This is a genomic window from Myroides fluvii, assembly GCF_009792295.1.
Taxonomy (GTDB): domain Bacteria; phylum Bacteroidota; class Bacteroidia; order Flavobacteriales; family Flavobacteriaceae; genus Flavobacterium; species Flavobacterium fluvii_A.
The window spans coordinates 669,079-685,881 of record NZ_CP039934.1 but is presented as its reverse complement, the minus strand read 5'-3'; the positions used below and the strand labels follow the sequence as shown (position 1 = coordinate 685,881).

Below are 16,803 nucleotides of genomic sequence, written 5' to 3'. Positions count from 1 at the left end.
TTTCTGAATAGGTAAATTGTTCTCTAATCGAAAGCTTTGAGTAACGGATGCGTCCTCTCCTTGCGTCGAGGACATACTGTGTGTCCAAAATAGTAATCAGTTATGGGGTATCGGTTAATTTTTTGATTTAAGAATACATATATTCTTTAATCGATAATCTGGCGAAAAAGCAACTTGCGAAAAAACGAAAAAGCAAATTTAAAGGTTTACGGTTTGCGGTTTACAGTTTACGGTTTACGGTTTGCGGTTTGCGTTTTCTGAATAGGTAAATTGTTCTCTAATCGAAAGCTTTGAGTAACGGATGCGTCCTCTCCTTGCGTCGAGGACATACTGTGTGTCCAAAATAGTTATCAGTTATGGGGTATCGGTTAATTTTTTGATTTAAGGATACATATATTCTTTAATCGATAATCTGGCGAAAAAGCAACTTGCGAAAAAACGAAAAAGCAAATTTAAAGGTTTACGGTTTGCGTTTTCTGAATAGGTAAATTGTTCTCTAATCGAAAGCTTTGAGTAACGGATGCGTCCTCTCCTTGCGTCGAGGACATACTGTGTGTCCAAAATAGTTATCAGTTATGGGGTATCGGTTAATTTTTTGATTTAAGAATACATATATTCTTTAATCGATAATCTGGCGAAAAAGCAACTTGCGAAAAAACGAAAAAGCAAATTTAAAGGTTTACAGTTTGCGGTTTGCAGGGCACTGTTAACAGTTAACCGTAAACCGTAAACTGTTAAGTCCCCATTTCAATTGCATCCCAATCGGTTTCTTGATTAATTAACCACTCGAAAGCACGACGGCGTTCGTACACAATCCCTTCATTAATAACTGCTTCTTTACCTTGGAGGCGTTCATCCACGCAATACCAATGCAAGCGGTAGTAATAATCAAGTTGGGTATAAATATCTTCAACTGTTCGACTAATTGTAATTTGATTCAATCGGCTGTTGTCTTCTCCTTCTTCCAGATTCGGTAACATCGTAGCCATCGACTCGTCGTTCCATTCGGTTTCATCTAAATGAGGAATCATTTTCGCTGCCCACATCAAGGCCCATAATCCTTCCAAATACCAACGTAGGGTATTGATTTCATATTGATCCAAATCCGCTTGTGTTTTGGTTAAAACTTCTTTTTCCCAAGTGGATAAGTGTGCAGTTAAGTTTTGGTCTTCAATCCATTGTTGAACCACGTCTACAGGAGCTTCAAAAGAGATGTTAATCAACGCATTCATCACAGACATACGTCCAATCAACGCTTCTTGACTGCGCATATTCGGATTTTCTAAAATGGGCAACCAATCAATATAGCGGTAATTCTTTTTTGCAATACGCGCAATATTAGCCTCTTTGATTGCGATACGCTGTTCTTCCGTTAGATTCATAACAGTTATTTTTTGTTTGAGGTAAAGGTAAAAGAAATAAGACGGTTATTTACCCCTGATTTTGGATAAATGCATCTAATAGTATTGAGTATCTAGCAGGATGTAAATCGTGTCCCATCTGTTCGATTAATACCAATTTCGATTGAGGAATAGCGGTGTGTAAATCCAAACCATGTGCTTGGGGGAAAATAGGATCAATTGTTCCATGTATAATTATTACAGGACATGGAATACTCGCCGTTATTTTATTAGCGGGATTCTGATGGGCTATTGTAAAAAAATATGCATCCAAAGTGAAAGGACTAGATGTTTCTTTTGTGAATTAAGCGTTGGAAATGACCAATAGCTTTGTGCGTCTTGTGGGTTATTTTTACCTGTATCAACACCTCCTAATGCCATTGTATTCGGTACGGGAATGCTCAAACAAAAGGATTTTAGATTAGGGGGAATGTTCGGTGCTTTTGTGGGAACGATTGTTATTATCCTATGGGTATTATTCTTACAAGAATTCACTGATTTTTTTGAGTATTTAAAGTAAATAGGAAATTCCTATTATAGTAGATAAGAACGCAAAGCGCAAGGGATTCTATTCCTTGCGCTTTTTTCTTTATCTAATCGAATTAGATGAAAGACTTTAGCTTTAACCTTATTGGGTTAGAGGCATAGCCTAAAAATATTTCCATCAAAAAACGAAGAAAGGATTGTAATTACATGCTCAAATCACATATAAGGTATTTGGGGTTATAGGTTCGGTTTAATTCTTGCTGGTAGTCGTTAGCAGATCATTTTCATAAGGCTTATAATTCTAGGTTTGAGGCTAAAATAAGCAGGGGCAACCAAAATCGTTGTACCTGGCTTGTGCTTGTTGTTCCTTTAACAAAAGGCAACGTGTGTTCTCTGGTATACTATTTTTTAACCGTGCATTTTTATTAATCAATAAAATTGAAATTCAGAATCAGGTGGTTGGAACTTTTATCAAAAGCAAACAGTGCCACCACTCTTTGTATAGAATCAGCGGGTAGGTCAAAGGTTAAGCTGTGTGAGGTGTATCCGCGTTGTTTCATTCTTGTTTTTATTAATCATTCAATACACAATAGCCAATGAAGGATATATTTTCAACTTATACCGGGGCAACAGACAGAACTCCTTTTTTTTCTGCTGCAAACCAACAGAGTAATGCCGTAGCCATTGCCAAACACTATATACCTGGGGTGAATCAATTAGTAGATGTCAAGTTTATGGCCGAGGGGAAAGAGTTGATTCACTATAAGAGTTTTGAGCTCAAACAAAGTACTCAAATGCATCATGCATTTGCAGTATCGTTTAGTCACGATTGCTTAGGAGTTAAAGAGACCTACCGCATGGAAGAAGCTCAAAAACTATTGGGTAAACGCCTCTTGGTTTCTATGCGCTATAAGAATCTACTAGATAAACCGGAGCGTTTTTTTTCAGGGGTTATTACTCAAGTAAGCTTTGAACAAGGGCATGGTAGTGAGGGGTATTTGGTTTTAAAAGGCAATAGCCCGACCATTCTTTTGGATCAGGCCCTTCATATTCAGAGTTTTGGAGGAAGTGCTCCTGACCCGTTGGATTATATTGTCCATAAGATTCTCGACCAGGGCTATCATCAGAATCACCTGTTTCAGTCTAGCATAAAATTGTCTCGTGCAATGACTGTTTCCTACAGTTGTCAGTACAATGAAACCGCCTATAATTATTTAGCGCGTTTAGCGGCTATGCATGGGGAACAATTTTTTTATGATGGGGAGGTTCTTCATTTTGGAGAATTACCCCATGGAGAAAAACCCATTTCATTGGTATATGGACGCGATGTTAGTCAGGTAGAAATACGCATGCAAGGGCGTCATGTCAATCGCAATCTCTATGGGTATAACAGTTTTAACCATGAACATTTACGGGCAGCTAGTGCAACAGATTTAGGGGTAAAAGGCACCTTGGCCCAGGCTTCTTATGCGCGATCCAAAGAAATTTTCAAAGCGCCTTCTCTACAGCAAGTCCCGCTAAAGTCCCCTAGCGATCAAGATGTTTTATACGCTCAACGCGGTGTAATTGGCGGTGAAGGGATTCAAGTGTTTGTCATTACAGGAGTTACGACGATTCCCTTCTTATACCCCGGTTGTGTGGTTGAGTTGAATATGCTACAACCCAATAAAAAAGGGAGTAGTCATTTTACAACTGTAATTATTACGGATATAGAACACAGGGTTGATGCTTTAGGTCAATATAAAGGCGAGTTTAAAGCAGTTGATGCGCAAACGGGGTATATACCTCCTTCTGTTTTTAAATCTCCTATGGTAGAACAACATATCGGTACGGTAGTCAGCAATGAAGATCCCGAGGGGAAAGGACGCGTACAGGTACAGTTTGGCTGGCAAGACACGAGTCAATACACCGACTTCATTCGGGTAATGAGTGGAGATGCAGGAAGTAGTGATCAAGTAAAAAAGAATCGCGGTATGGTTTTTATACCCGAAAAAGGCGATCAAGTAATGGTGAGTTTTGTGGGTAATCACCCCGATCGTCCGTTTGTGATGGGGAGTTTATTTTACGGAGAAAACGCAGCTGGAGGAGGTGTAAACAACCAAATTAAGAGTATCCAAACCCGCAGTGGTCATACCCTTAAGTTTACAGAAGAGAAATCCATCGAGATCTTTGATGCTAGTGGAAACTACATTGTATTGGATACAACTGGAAAAAGTATCACCGTATCCGCACCAGAAAATATCCTGCTTACAGCGAGAAACATCCAACTTCAAGCCAGTGAAAATATTGTAGCTCATGCCGGTGGGAATATTCGCATACAAGCAGAACAAAATATCGATCAGATGGCAGGAGAAACGTTTAGCCTAACAGCCAAAAATAATTATACTCAGATTAGCACTCAGACCAATATAAAAACCAAAGAGTACTTTGTTACAAGTCAGGTAGGCCGTATAGAAGCAACAAGAGATAATCTGCAGTTGTCTTCGAGTTGTGAAGTAGAAATGCTCAGTACTAAAAAAGTAAAAATGTTTTAAGGCTTATGGAAGGGAAGAAGAAGTACCTGAGTTTTTCGTTTTTAAATACACGAGTAGAGTATGATGTTGTGATTAAGATTGTCAACGGTGATAAACAACAAGAAATTCGCTATGCTACGGAAATTAAAAAAGTAGACGGTTGGCTCAATACTCATTATATCATTAAGCGAACACCTCAAATTGTATTTCCAGTAGTCGATAATCCTTATATGGAAGTGTTACAGTTGACGAGTTCCCTTTGGAAGGAGTTACATCTTTTGATAAACAACGATGGAGAAATAAAGAAGATTGTCAATTTAAAAGAGATTCAGGACTATTGGACAACCACATTACAATTTAAACTGGCGCAGCGATATGAAGGTACGCGTATTCAGGGATTAATCGCCCAATTAGATCAACTGGTTAAAAGCGAACCGCAATTGATAAGGAAAATTGAACAGGACCCGTTTTTTTATCACTGGATCAAGCACAATCTAGGAGAGTATGTCAAAAACGATGCTACTGGGGCCTACACAAAAGTAGGGAGTCTCCATTCTAGCTATCAGATAGAACAAACAAAAAATGGGAGAACAATACAAGAAAGTGTAAAGAAAACTGCAGCTGAATTAGAACAATTAAAACAGAAGTGGAAGCTAAATGTAGAGGAAGAGTTGAATGGCGAAGAGCACTGTAACAGTGAGTATAATAGCGATCGGGAACTTGTCAGCCTTGTTCGAAACGAGCGTTATAAGCAAGGAGAAAATGTGATACGCACTACCGCTTTTACGATAACAAAAAAATAAAGTAGGCTAGCTATAGCTAGACGAAAAAAAAGGACTATGAAAAAGGACAATCAAATAACAGCCGGACCAATTGAACAAGATCCTCCTAACAAGCAGGAAGCAGTAGGCTCAGGAGAATCTACTGCTACACAAGCAAGAGAAAGTCTCATCATCTCGGTAGAAGAACTAAATGATGCAACTCAAATGGATCAGGATAACTGTGATGCTGTTGTGTCAAGTGTAGAGCAAACTCAAGAAGAAAAACAAGAAAATGATACCGCTAATGAAACGATATCAGCACAATATGTGGTTTGTAAAGGAGCTACTTGTAACTGTGATGGGAATCCTTCGGCTAAGGGAACTTTAGAGGTTACTACCCATAAGAAATACTACATCAATGATCAAGGAACAGATAAACCTATTGCTACGGTTGAAGATGTGATGTTTAAGGAAGGAGTTTCACCCTTTATCACATGTAGTCATAAAAAGGGCAATGATAAAACTTGTACCTATGCCCCCAAAGGGAAGTGGAAAGTGCCCAATAATGCCAAATTTCCAGAAGTAGGAGGCAAGGATATTCTCACGGAATTAGGAACATTGAGCTGTGCCATAGGAGGGACATTGACAATTATGACCCATGGTCAAACTGTAGATATAGACGGTGAGGACGTACAAGAAGTAGAGGATGCTTTTGTTGATATGAGTGCGATCAATGCCATGCTGAGTTATGAAGAACTCCCATCAGAAGAACAAAAATATCCAGAAGAATATGTTAGTGATGTGTCTAAACTAGAATATATAGCAAGTGAGGATATTATCCTAACCCCTCAAAGCGAAGGTAATACCCGCGCTTTCTATGTGTTGAAAGGTCAGTTTGTCGATTTTAGAGCAACAGTAACCGTCAATACAGCGGATAAACACAAAAGAAGAGGAAATAATATCAGTTGGGGAATTACAGAAATTCTTTCAGAAGATGTATTTACAGGGGCGAAAAGTTCTTCGTCAAAAACCTATAAATTACAGCTAGCTGACCAAAATAAAGTCGTGTATAAAGCCTTTAAACGAGTCACTAATCCGTTTGGTTTCGCCTTTGCCAAAAGTGGACGCTATATTATAGATGCAAGTTCCCGTGAGAAAGAAGCAGGTAAGGAATGGGCTTACTATAAAGACCAGTATTTTTATATCGAAGTAGTAGATCAAGCGAGTATCACTGCCCTTAGTGTAAAGGGAATCAATCAGGAGATTTTTATTGGAAATGAGGTAACAATTACCGTGATTAGCAACCTTCCTTTATCCTCAACAACGTTGAGAAGTCTGACTATAACAATAGCATCCGTATCAATAACGGGGCAGGAATCTATACTGTATAGTTATCGCGATTCTTCTATCGAATCAATGGTGAACAGTAAACGCTACACACAGACTGCCAATAAATTAGAGGCGAAGTTTACCTGTGTAAATTCGGGTTTGTTTACGATTAAAATACTACAAGACGGACAGGAATTGACTGCGTTTCGTCAATCAATGGAAGTGTTAGAAAACAAAGTGATTGATATTAAACAAGTGGAAGGACGTATTCGTCGTGGAACCCAAGCTAGTTATCAGGCAATTTTAAAGAATGGAAATACAGTAGATACAACTAAAATAAGATGGAGAATTATAAGTCCTCAAGGAAGAACGTATGGAGAGGAAAAAGTGGGAGAGACAGGAATATTTGTTTTTAGAGAGTTAGGAAAGTATGCCCTACAATGCCTCTATGGAAGTCGCCTATTTTTTGACCAAGAGAAGGTGCAGAAGCAGATTGAAGTAATCGACAATAAAATAGAAGGCGTAACAGTACAGCATGCTGTGGCAAAAGAAGAAGGCGAAAATTATACTGTCTTTGTCAATCAGCGTGTTGTAGTTCATATCGGTACGCCTTTAGATTATGTTTATGAGGCTGTAGCACCTACTTCGAATACGAGTGCGTTGAATTTCCATGCCTCCAATGAAGAAGCCCTAGTTTATATCCATGCGAATAAAAGTAAAAAAGATCCTTTGTTACTTTATAGCCTATCGTATTTGGGAAAAGGTTCTAATCAAACCGAAGGCGAAATAAAACTAAGCAGAGAGATAACAAAAAAAATAGGAATTACTCCTGTTTACTTTACTGCAAGTACGGCTACCTTAGACTTGACTTTGTGCAGCGAAGGGATGTATTTTTTGAGCGTTCAGTTGGGGCAGGATACTCCCGTTGAGGTCGTTTTAAACAGCAGGAAGGGACGTATAAAACAGTGGTTTTTTCACGATGGCAAACACAAAACAACGAGGATTGGATATAAACAGAATTTTGGTATCACTGCAACGGTAGAGGGATGGACCAATAAAAAAGGGAAGCTCCATATTTGGTGGGACAATCGTACAAACGGTGGAACAATCTTAAAGCACAGTAAGGCAGCAGCAACCATCGAAAAAGAGCGACATCACTTAATTTATAGCCAAGAAGTTACTTTCGACAGCAAAGGGGTACTAAATAGAACGATAGGAGAAGGTACTGATTTTTGGAAAAAATTGGTTGAAGTAGTGGGTAGTAAACAAACAAAAGAAGAAATTTTTAATTTTTACTTTACCCTTTCCGAGGTAGAAGTGCCTTGTGAGAATCAAAACGAAGAAGTATACCATAGTGAGTTTCGAAAAGGGCATGTATTTCCCAATCAAAGTATAGCTTCAGGGACCTATGCTATTTTGGCTGAACAACCACATGGTGTTGGGAAATTTGTCGATAAGGATAAGAAAGCTTTAGATGCGATTGTTCAGTATACCGATCAGACTTCTATTGCCCTTCAGCTCTATAAAGGATTTGAAAATGAAATAGATCAGACGATTTACGAAATCCACCTCTATGAGAATAAAAAAGGAGACGACAAATTTATTGAGTGTTACAATATAGTGGCTCATGAAACGGAAATTGTCAATTATATTCAACTCCCTACCTCTAGTGCTGCGTATGGATCATCTACCCATGTGCAAGATAAAGGCAATGAGAAAAATCCTCGGTTGTTTTATTTTATCCTATATAAATGGAAGAAAGAAGACCAAAAAGAGTTTAATCGCTTGAAGGGACAACCCGCTCAAAAAAGGAGTACGTATAGCAATAGCAGTAAGCTTAAATTTAGGATGATGTATCCTGAAAACTTAGGAGTTAAAAGCCAAAATGACAGTAGCATTATTGAATTAGAAGAGGAGGATAAAGCCCAGTATATTGCAAATCTAAAGAAAAAGAAAGCGGAAAAGAAACGCAAGCAAGAACTCAATCAGAAGTATATGGCAAATGCTATAGAAGGGATGAATGATAGAGGTGATGAGTTCAGAAAAAAATATGCTCCTTTTATTCAAATTTACGAACAATTGGACCGTGAAATCAAGGCAATCGATCAGGAGATACAAACGCTATCAGCCTACAACGCGCGAATAGCACGCAACAACGCCAAGATGAGCGAAGGAAGAAAAGGCGTAAAGAACTACTTTCAACAGCTAAAACTCGCGGTTAATCCGATATACAATGAGGTACAGAATCGAAATAAAAAGCGGGTACCAGTGAAGGTGGAAAGTGGAAATTCAGAATCAGCGCATCGTAAGGATTGTATATGCAAACAACTTTATTTTGGAATGTATTTAAAAAGCTGTGAAGAACGTAAAAAGGTGATAGAAGTAGCAGGAAGGTTGTGGGGAGAAGAGGATAAAATCAAGTGGGCTAATTATATAATGACTATAATTTATACGGAAACTAATAAAACATATGATCCAAGTATTAAGAATACACAAGGAAATGTTGGGTTAATACAGTTTGGTAAAAGTGGTTCAAAAGATATTGGTACAACACAAGATGATTTGGCGAAAATGACATTCGTGGAACAAATGGATTATGTTGAGAAATTTTTGAAGAAGAATTATACAAAACTAAAAGTACCAGTTGATCTGTATTTGATGATTTTTAGACCTATAACTGCAGGTAATGGAAGTAATCCAAATTATGTTATTCTTGATTCAGAAATCAAAGAACAAAGGAATGCCTATAGAAATAATCCTAAATTCATGTTAGAAAAAGAGGAGAAATTATTAAAAAATGGCAAAACCTATGTGTGGGAAGTAGATGAAATAGTACAAGAAGTTTTTAGTTGGGGAAGTTGTAGTAAATATATAGGTGCTTGTGATCACGTTGATAAAGAAAAGTTTTATAACTATAGAGCTCCTTGGATGTATATCGCTATTGAAAAAGCCAAAGAAATGAAAGGGAGTACCGAAGATAGTAACCCGATGTATCTTAACGCAAAAACATATTTGAGATATTGTGATAATATGAAAGAACCAACAGATGGTACTTATGGACCATGGTGTGCAGCCTTTATGAATTGGTGTGTTAAACACGTAGGATATTCTCATGTAGCATCAGCCGCTTCATTAGCTCCCTTATGGGATAAAAGTAATCGCTATAAAAAAATAGAAGAGCCTATTTATGGGTGTATTGTGGTGTATATGTCTGACAATGGAAGAAATGGACATACTGGTTTTTTGTATGGTTTGACAAAAGAAGGAAATAATATTCTGTTAGGTGGAAATCAAGATGATAGGATTGCTTTTGCAGAATATGGATTGTATGCTGATCGAAAAAAAACAAAAAAGTTGTATGGTTATTACATACCCTCCGATTATGAAGTGAATGAAAGTGATAAACTTACAGAGGACGATAGGTATGATTTTGACTATAAATCTTTTAATGCATCTTTCGGAATATCAGTGGAAAAAGAATCTAAAAATAAAACCAATTAATAAAGATGAAAATAGTAAATCTCAGTTTGTTATTTCTAGTGCTGTTTTTAGGATGTAAGAAAACAGCGAATCAACCAAAACAACCACAAGAAGAAAATGTAATGGAACAAGTGAAAAAGAATAATATTGCGGAGTTGTCAGACATTGTGAATGTCTCTTTGTTGAAAAAACAGTTTGAATTACAGAAAGACAGATCATATAGTGATGAAGATGATGGAGCTTATAATTTAGCACAAGTAGATTTAGATCTGATCTCGGATTTGATGCTGTATGAATATAAGAAAAATGGTTATAAACAACTATCGGAAAGTGAATTTCTAAAAAGGTTAAAAAATATATTTCCTATAGACTGTAACTGTCTTAGCTATGGAAAGATTAGCGACCGCTATATTGTGTATCATGGAGAGTTGATGGATAGACAAAAGAGTACACTAGAGGAGGAAGCTGGAATGTATGTATCGCCTGCGATTACGAAGAATTTATTTTTTGATTTAAAAAATAGAATAGTGCTTCCTTCGTTACCTTTAGATTCATTTATTATCATTCATGAAGATGATAGTTATTCTTACAATCCTGATGAAAATAATGCTCAAAATAGAAAAGTAGATTATCACAGGAATAACTATTTTTTGAATAGTAGTAAAGCGAGTCTAAGATGGTTAATGGCTTATGATGAGTTTTTTGTAAGAGATTTAGTGAAAGTAGTAGGATATGAAAAAGACAAAGAACTTTTGGAATGGGTAATAGAAGAATCTTCGTTGCATTCAGAATTTGGTGGGATGGATTTGAATAAATACTTAAAATTGTTCTATTCTTATACTTGTAATGAAGAAGATATAAAATTTCATTTTGAAGTAATGAACATGATGGCCTCCTCCAATGAAGAACACAATTATAGCAATCTGAAATTACTACTACAATTACTAGATGGACCTAATGACAATAGCGGTAAAGGAATCCATTTTTATGAGAAGGCAAAAGTTGCTGCCTGTGTCTTGGAGATGGTAAGAAGGCTTGGAGAAAAAGAAGATGCTATTTTAGTAGTAGGAGATTTTTATGAAACGAGTTTGGTAAAAGAACAATACGACAAGGAGTTTAGAACAAATAACTTTTATGGATTTGAAGCCCTAGAGAGTTTTTGGGAAGCAGCAAAAGTAGCAGGTAAAGGGATTGAGAATGTAGAAGACTAGGTCATTATAGTGCCTTGTATTCTCAATTGTATCTACCAGAAAGCAGAACCGAATTACTCGCTTATTTGAAGAAGCATAACTATTTTGGTTATAATGATTATCCAGAGATGATCGAAGAGATTCGTATGGAGCATGGAATGTAGTAAATAAAGGCTCAGCGGAAGTTGAGCTTTTTTAGTATCAGCCTACAACGCGCGAATAGCACGCAACAACGCCAAGATGAGCGAAGGAAGAAAAGGCGTAAAGAACTACTTTCAACTGCCTTTAACTTCCAGTTATTTTTTTTCCATGAACAACTTCTCTAAATAGGCTGTTTTTTCTTTCTCCGCTTCTAATAGACGCTCATACAATTTTTTATTTTCTTCATACGCTTCTACTAATTTATCTAATGGATTGAATGTAGGGTTGTATAAATTCTTTATTGCAGAAGAATCATCTTGAAAGGTATTATTGCTAATAATATTCATTACTTTATCATCAGAATATTCTTTAATTACCTCAACAGGCACTTCTAGAATCTTAGCAATACTTTCCAGTTTAGTTTCCTCAACCGTTTCACTATTTTCAATATTAGATACTTGTTGCTGACTAACGCCTAAAAGCTCAGCTAACGTTGTTTGTTTCATTCCTTTTATTTCACGGATTCGACTAATATTTCTTCCTATATGTTTACGAGTGGTGGTGGTCATAGCTTCATGTGTTTAGCGTTTACAAATATATAAAAGAGACCTTCTAAAACCTAAAACGAGTCTATCTATAATACGAATGTAAGATACTAATTTTCAATTGTATTATACAAGTAAAATTAGTTCTGTACCGTTATTTAGGATACGATCTTTGGTTAGATTACAAAATCAATGCCAGGTACTAATTATAGAAAAAAATTAGTAATCAGTTAATTACAAACGTTGTGGAATAATTTTTAGACTACACAAGATGTACTTGCTCGGGCGGTTACAATCCTTCGATTAAAGGAAGGAATCTTTTCTTTTAGTAGAATCTACTGATCACTTTTTTATCTCTACTTCGTTTCGATTTGTGAAGAGGGTTAGGAGGGTTAGGAGGGTTAGGAGGGTTAACCGATTAATCAAACTAACCAATTAATCCATCATCAACAATTATTCCTTGTCAATTTGTCTAAACAAGTCCATAACCGCTTGTAGTTGGTTGCTTTTTACTTTAGGAAGTAATTCCACGGCAACAGCCTCTGCTGTTACTTTTGCTTCAGCATAGACGCGTTGCCCTGTTTCAGTTAGCACGACATAACTAACACGGGCGTCTCGTGTATTGCTCTCTCTTCCCACTAATCCATTTTTTTCCAACGGACTCAGTAAGCGCGTCACCCCTGATGGAGTAAGTCCTATGCGACTCGCCAGATCAATTCTCCTCATCTTACCTTCTGCATCAGAGGCAAGCAAATGGAGTAACATAAAATCAGTATAACTCAATCCATGTACACTCAATCGATCAAACTTTCGCTGAAGGATGGATTGAGTTTTTGTCAGGTTGAACAACAGTTGTAATGATTCATTTATCATTTGAAATATGTTTGATTAGTCAAATACTTTTACGAAGGTATAAAAAAAATCTACTTGAGTGAAAGCCAAGTAGATTTTTTTATTTATAACACCTAGGATTGGTGGTTTATCTCATTGTATGATTGGATAAAAATTACATTTTTTCCAGAAAATCAATTCGTTTTTCGATCGGAGGGTGGGTACTAAAAATAGAACCAATGCTTCCCATAAATCCTTTGCTTTCCGAATCGGAACTATTGTCAATGAAGAGTTCTTTTACTTCGTCGTTCGTTGTATCTAGTTTAGAATTGCCGCTAATTTTACGTAGGGCGCTAGCCAAGGCATGTGCATCTTTGGTCATTTCTACTGCTCCAGCATCGGCCATATATTCTCGACTTCTCGATAGGGCAAATTTAAAGATCATTGAGAAAAAGTAGATGACAAGCGTTACCACCAAAATAAGGATAATGATAGCTCCTCCATTGTCTTTTCCACCTCGTCTTCGTCCCAAACCATGGAATAATCCGCGGAGTAATAAATCCAGAATAACGCCCAAGATTCCTACAAATACAATGGTTACGATCAGTAATCGCACATCGTTATTTCGGATGTGCATCAATTCATGAGCAATCACCCCTTCCAATTCTTTATCGTCTAATTTCTCTATGATTCCCCTAGTTAAGGTAACAGAATGTGATTGCTGATTGATCCCCGAAGCAAAGGCATTTAAAGCCTCTGTTTCAATAATAAAGAGTTTCGGCATGGGCATACCCACAGACATGCATAGATTTTCTGTCAGATTATACACCCGCATATTGTCCTTTCGGTCCAACGGTTTTGCGTGGGTAGCCCGTTGAATCATTTGGTTGTGAAAGAAATAAGAAATAACAAACCAAACCCCAACGACGACAAAAACAATTGGAGTGACTTGCAAGATGGGATCATAGGCCATTTCCCAATTCCAACTAGCTAAGTAGTACAAAATAAAGACAATCCCCAATAAAATTAACAAGGGAAAAGCGAATAAAAGTAGAATGGACTTGGTATTATTTCGTCTTATTTGTGTATGTAAACCAACGTATGCCATTAAAATTTAATCTCAGGAGCTACATCAAGCTGCGCTCTTTGTTCAACACCTAACTCAAAGAAAGGTTGAGTTGTCATATTTTTCATTCCCGCTACAATGTTTGAAGGAATCGATTCAATAGCTGTATTTAATTCTTTCGTAGCGGAGTTGAAGTAACGGCGAACCGCTGCTAATTTGTTCTCAATATCCGAGATTTCATTTTGCAACTGTAAGAAGTTCGTATTGGCTTTCAAATCAGGATACGCTTCTACTGCAACACGCAATCCGGCTAATGCAGACGAAACTTGTTGTTCTGCTTGAATCTTGGAGTTGATGTCTCCTGCCTGAAGTGCTGCCGTACGGGCTGCTGTTAGTTTTTCCAAGGTGCTAGCCTCGTGTTCCATGTATCCTTTTACAGAAGAAACAAGTTGCGGAATTAAATCATGACGTTGTTTTAACTGTACGTCAATGTCTGCAAACGCATTTTCTCTGTTGTTTTTTAAGGCGACTAATTTGTTGTTGGTCACAATATACCAAAGTACCAGTAGAACAAGAACGCCAATTCCAATAAAAATTCCCATAATCATATTTTTTTTCTAATATACGATTATTAGCTCTTTTTTAGGGTGTAAATAAAAAAAAGAGCTGGTTAAAAAAAGAAAGATTAACAAAGTATAGCCATTTTTATACGGTTTCATGCAGTTGTATTTTTACTTAAAAAAAGAGAACTTTATCGAAACAAGTAAAAATAAACAGCTATCTTTGTATCGTAATATTACGATGATAGATAGAAGTAAAAAGTATGGGAATTACAAAATCAGAATTATTTAGCGACAAGAAAAACCGTTTAGCAGCCATGTTTAAAGTGTTGGGACATCCCGCTCGTTTGGCTATTTTACAGTTTATCATCAATCAAAAAGCGTGCATTTGCAGTGATTTGGTTGAAGAACTTGGATTAGCACAAGCCACCATTTCTCAACATTTAAAAGAGTTAAAGAACATCGGGTTATTACAAGGGTCAGTAGAAGGTAAAACCGTTTGCTACTGTATTGATGAGGAGGTTTGGAACGAATTTGCAGAAGAGTTCGCTGCTTTCTTCGGCCAATCCACCCATATTGACAAATGCTGCTAAAGCATTTTTTTATTCTAACGTATCGTAATATTACGATGTAATATAAAAATAGAAATCATGAAATTATCAGAAGTAAAACAAGTATTAGCCGGATTGGAAAAAGTAGATTTTCAATTGGAAGATGGAAGCTTTGTTCCCGAACATTTTCACGTAACGGAAGTAGGACAGGTAGAAAAGAAATACATCGATTGTGGAGGCGTAATTCGCACCGAAAAGAAAGTGAGTTTTCAGTTGTGGAATGCCAATGATTTTGAGCATCGATTAAAGGCAGGGAAATTATTGAATATTATTCGTTTATCAGAAAACAAGTTGGGTATTGAAGAGGGTGAGGTAGAGGTAGAGTTTCAAGGAAAAACAACCATTGGTAAGTATAACTTAGCCTTTAATGGAACCCATTTTATCTTGGTCAACACTTTAACGGCTTGTTTGGCTGAAGATGCCTGTGGGATCAAACCAGAAGATTTACCAGAAACGGCAAGTTCTTGTTGTGATCCTAATTCTGGTTGCTGTTAAGAATAGAGAGAAGAGAGAAGAGAGGGGAAATCGGAGCGCAGTGAACGTCCCTAAATATGGTTGACCGTTTTTAAACATTAACTTCATTATTAAATATAGTAATAAATGGTTTGGAAAAAGTACTTTTTCCAAACCATTTGTTTTCAAATTCAACTGGCGTCATTTTAGCTATTGAATTATGAGGTCTGGTATTATTATAGTGGTTGACTGCTTTTTTAATTAATCTTTTGAGTTCACAGAAGTTTTTAGGTTTCCAATATTCTAAATAATCATTTTTAATGGTTCTATTAATACGTTCAGCATAGGCATTATCTTGTGCAGAAAGAGCCATACTAATATTTATTCCTTTGTTTTTAAGCAACTGAACATATCCCTTATAAGTATATTGACTTCCTCTGTCCGAATGATGGATCAAAGGAGGAGTATTGTTTTTAAAAGCCATGTTTAAGGCTTTTATATTGGCTTGTGCTCTCATATTATCAGAGACGTGATAACCTACAATTTTCTTTGTATAAACATCTATAATAAAGACAGCATAATAAAAAGTTTCTCCTATTCTGATATAAGTTATATCTGATTGCCATATGGTTGAAGGAGCATTTACCTGCATGCCTTTAATTAAATTTGGATAGTGTATAGTAGAAGCTACTGTAGTTTTGATATAATTCTTGCGTTTGTGCAAACGATACCCTAAGCTCATAAAAATCTCTATAAACTTATCTCTACCTAAAAAACTGGGTTTTAAAGTATAGTACATCTTCTCAACCCCACAACCAGGATGTTCGCCTCGTAAATCATCCACCTCTAATACAAGTTTAGATACTTCTGTATCAAAAACAACTTGTTTCTTAGCATATTGATTTACGGCTTGTTTACTAATTCCAATAGTCCGATATAAACTATTTAAAGAATAGCTTATTTGTTCCTTTTCTTGGCGGAACCAGTTGATTGTGGGGTGTTTGAGTTTTTTAATATGTCATAATCTAACTCTTCACTAGCGATTTCTATAAGTTTAGAATAGAAATCTACCTGAATTTGTTTCTGACCAACCATGCGCTCTAGTTCTTTAACCTTAGCTTCTAGCTCTTTTACTTTGTTTGTGTTACTTGCTTTCATCTCTACAATTCTTTGTCCTGGTTCATTAAAGATAGAAAATTTATAAATCCATCGGTAAATTGCAGAGTTAGGAATTTTGTATAAACGACTTATTTGAAGGACACTATAGGTCCCTTTTTCAAATAAACTAACAATCTCGCGTTTGAATTCTTCAGAATAAACACGACTCTTTTGAATTTTTTTAACGTTTACTTTCATAGGAAAATTGACTTTTTATGGTCAACCTATATCAGAGACGTACACAGCGTAGATTCATCGAATACCAAAATAAAATATAAA

The 16,803-nt window shown here is 36.5% G+C and carries 14 protein-coding genes and 1 pseudogene; 7 read left to right on the top strand and 8 right to left on the bottom strand.

Annotation, left to right across the window (positions count from 1 at the left end; all coding sequences use genetic code 11):
- Positions 1 to 734: 734 nt before the first annotated feature.
- Positions 735 to 1,382, bottom strand: coding sequence for a DUF4272 domain-containing protein (locus tag FBR08_RS03255; RefSeq protein WP_158961391.1), 648 nt, complete (start codon positions 1,380 to 1,382; stop codon positions 735 to 737).
- Positions 1,383 to 1,431: 49 nt separating this feature from the next.
- Complete coding sequence (locus FBR08_RS03250) at positions 1,432 to 1,674, bottom strand: alpha/beta fold hydrolase (RefSeq protein ID WP_158961390.1); 243 nt, start codon at positions 1,672 to 1,674, stop codon at positions 1,432 to 1,434.
- Between the two features lie 54 nt (positions 1,675 to 1,728).
- On the opposite strand from FBR08_RS03250, the pseudogene FBR08_RS16850 reads away from it, so the two are divergent.
- The 5 genes and pseudogenes from FBR08_RS16850 to FBR08_RS03225 form a co-directional block, all read left to right on the top strand.
- A pseudogene (locus tag FBR08_RS16850) lies at positions 1,729 to 1,920 on the top strand (SLC13 family permease); the annotation flags it as partial.
- Positions 1,921 to 2,482: 562 nt separating this feature from the next.
- On the top strand, positions 2,483 to 4,420 hold the full coding sequence (locus FBR08_RS03240; protein WP_233266221.1) for a type VI secretion system Vgr family protein: 1,938 nt from the start codon (positions 2,483 to 2,485) through the stop codon (positions 4,418 to 4,420).
- Between the two features lie 5 nt (positions 4,421 to 4,425).
- Positions 4,426 to 5,202 (top strand): hypothetical protein, encoded by a 777-nt coding sequence (locus tag FBR08_RS03235; protein WP_158961389.1) that lies wholly within the window; start codon positions 4,426 to 4,428, stop codon positions 5,200 to 5,202.
- Between the two features lie 36 nt (positions 5,203 to 5,238).
- Positions 5,239 to 9,990, top strand: coding sequence for a TIGR02594 family protein (locus FBR08_RS03230; RefSeq protein ID WP_158961388.1), 4,752 nt, complete (start codon positions 5,239 to 5,241; stop codon positions 9,988 to 9,990).
- 5 nt (positions 9,991 to 9,995) lie between these two features.
- Positions 9,996 to 11,180: a hypothetical protein gene (locus FBR08_RS03225; RefSeq protein ID WP_233266219.1), complete on the top strand. Its 1,185-nt coding sequence runs from the start codon at positions 9,996 to 9,998 to the stop codon at positions 11,178 to 11,180.
- A gap of 275 nt (positions 11,181 to 11,455) precedes the next feature.
- Here the strand turns inward: FBR08_RS03225 and FBR08_RS03220 are convergent, their stop codons facing one another.
- The 4 genes from FBR08_RS03220 to FBR08_RS03205 form a co-directional block, all read right to left on the bottom strand.
- Positions 11,456 to 11,869 carry a helix-turn-helix domain-containing protein gene (locus FBR08_RS03220; RefSeq protein WP_158961387.1) on the bottom strand — a complete coding sequence of 138 codons (414 nt, stop codon included), beginning with the start codon at positions 11,867 to 11,869 and terminating at the stop codon, positions 11,456 to 11,458.
- A 429-nt stretch (positions 11,870 to 12,298) separates the two neighbouring features.
- Entirely contained in the window at positions 12,299 to 12,718 is a 420-nt protein-coding gene (locus FBR08_RS03215) for a MarR family winged helix-turn-helix transcriptional regulator (protein ID WP_158961386.1), read from the bottom strand.
- A 133-nt stretch (positions 12,719 to 12,851) separates the two neighbouring features.
- Positions 12,852 to 13,784 (bottom strand): M48 family metallopeptidase, encoded by a 933-nt coding sequence (locus FBR08_RS03210; RefSeq protein WP_158961385.1) that lies wholly within the window; start codon positions 13,782 to 13,784, stop codon positions 12,852 to 12,854.
- Positions 13,784 to 14,344: a LemA family protein gene (locus FBR08_RS03205; RefSeq protein ID WP_158961384.1), complete on the bottom strand. Its 561-nt coding sequence runs from the start codon at positions 14,342 to 14,344 to the stop codon at positions 13,784 to 13,786. Before FBR08_RS03205 ends, FBR08_RS03210 begins: the two co-directional genes overlap by 1 nt.
- 221 nt (positions 14,345 to 14,565) lie before the next feature.
- Between FBR08_RS03205 and FBR08_RS03200 the strand changes: the two genes are divergently transcribed.
- Together FBR08_RS03200 and FBR08_RS03195 are read left to right on the top strand one after the other, a co-directional pair.
- Positions 14,566 to 14,895, top strand: a complete 330-nt coding sequence (locus FBR08_RS03200; RefSeq protein ID WP_158961383.1) for an ArsR/SmtB family transcription factor — start codon at positions 14,566 to 14,568, stop codon at positions 14,893 to 14,895.
- 57 nt (positions 14,896 to 14,952) lie between these two features.
- Positions 14,953 to 15,408, top strand: coding sequence for a DUF6428 family protein (locus FBR08_RS03195; RefSeq protein WP_158961382.1), 456 nt, complete (start codon positions 14,953 to 14,955; stop codon positions 15,406 to 15,408).
- Between the two features lie 70 nt (positions 15,409 to 15,478).
- Here the strand turns inward: FBR08_RS03195 and FBR08_RS03190 are convergent, their stop codons facing one another.
- Together FBR08_RS03190 and FBR08_RS03185 are read right to left on the bottom strand one after the other, a co-directional pair.
- Positions 15,479 to 16,288 carry an IS3 family transposase gene (locus FBR08_RS03190; protein WP_233266307.1) on the bottom strand — a complete coding sequence of 270 codons (810 nt, stop codon included), beginning with the start codon at positions 16,286 to 16,288 and terminating at the stop codon, positions 15,479 to 15,481.
- Between the two features lie 35 nt (positions 16,289 to 16,323).
- Positions 16,324 to 16,722: a transposase gene (locus FBR08_RS03185; RefSeq protein WP_158961336.1), complete on the bottom strand. Its 399-nt coding sequence runs from the start codon at positions 16,720 to 16,722 to the stop codon at positions 16,324 to 16,326.
- Positions 16,723 to 16,803: the final 81 nt, after the last annotated feature.

Bases quoted from the DNA above. Each gene is read 5' to 3' on its own strand.
- FBR08_RS03255 (WP_158961391.1), bottom strand. From the start codon at position 1,382: ATGAATCTAACGGAAGAACAGCGTATCGCAATCAAAGAGGCTAATATT.
- FBR08_RS03240 (WP_233266221.1), top strand. From the start codon at position 2,483: ATGAAGGATATATTTTCAACTTATACCGGGGCAACAGACAGAACTCCT.
- FBR08_RS03235 (WP_158961389.1), top strand. From the start codon at position 4,426: ATGGAAGGGAAGAAGAAGTACCTGAGTTTTTCGTTTTTAAATACACGA.
- FBR08_RS03230 (WP_158961388.1), top strand. From the start codon at position 5,239: ATGAAAAAGGACAATCAAATAACAGCCGGACCAATTGAACAAGATCCT.
- FBR08_RS03225 (WP_233266219.1), top strand. From the start codon at position 9,996: ATGAAAATAGTAAATCTCAGTTTGTTATTTCTAGTGCTGTTTTTAGGA.
- FBR08_RS03220 (WP_158961387.1), bottom strand. From the start codon at position 11,869: ATGACCACCACCACTCGTAAACATATAGGAAGAAATATTAGTCGAATC.
- FBR08_RS03215 (WP_158961386.1), bottom strand. From the start codon at position 12,718: ATGATAAATGAATCATTACAACTGTTGTTCAACCTGACAAAAACTCAA.
- FBR08_RS03210 (WP_158961385.1), bottom strand. From the start codon at position 13,784: ATGGCATACGTTGGTTTACATACACAAATAAGACGAAATAATACCAAG.
- FBR08_RS03205 (WP_158961384.1), bottom strand. From the start codon at position 14,344: ATGGGAATTTTTATTGGAATTGGCGTTCTTGTTCTACTGGTACTTTGG.
- FBR08_RS03200 (WP_158961383.1), top strand. From the start codon at position 14,566: ATGGGAATTACAAAATCAGAATTATTTAGCGACAAGAAAAACCGTTTA.
- FBR08_RS03195 (WP_158961382.1), top strand. From the start codon at position 14,953: ATGAAATTATCAGAAGTAAAACAAGTATTAGCCGGATTGGAAAAAGTA.
- FBR08_RS03185 (WP_158961336.1), bottom strand. From the start codon at position 16,722: ATGAAAGTAAACGTTAAAAAAATTCAAAAGAGTCGTGTTTATTCTGAA.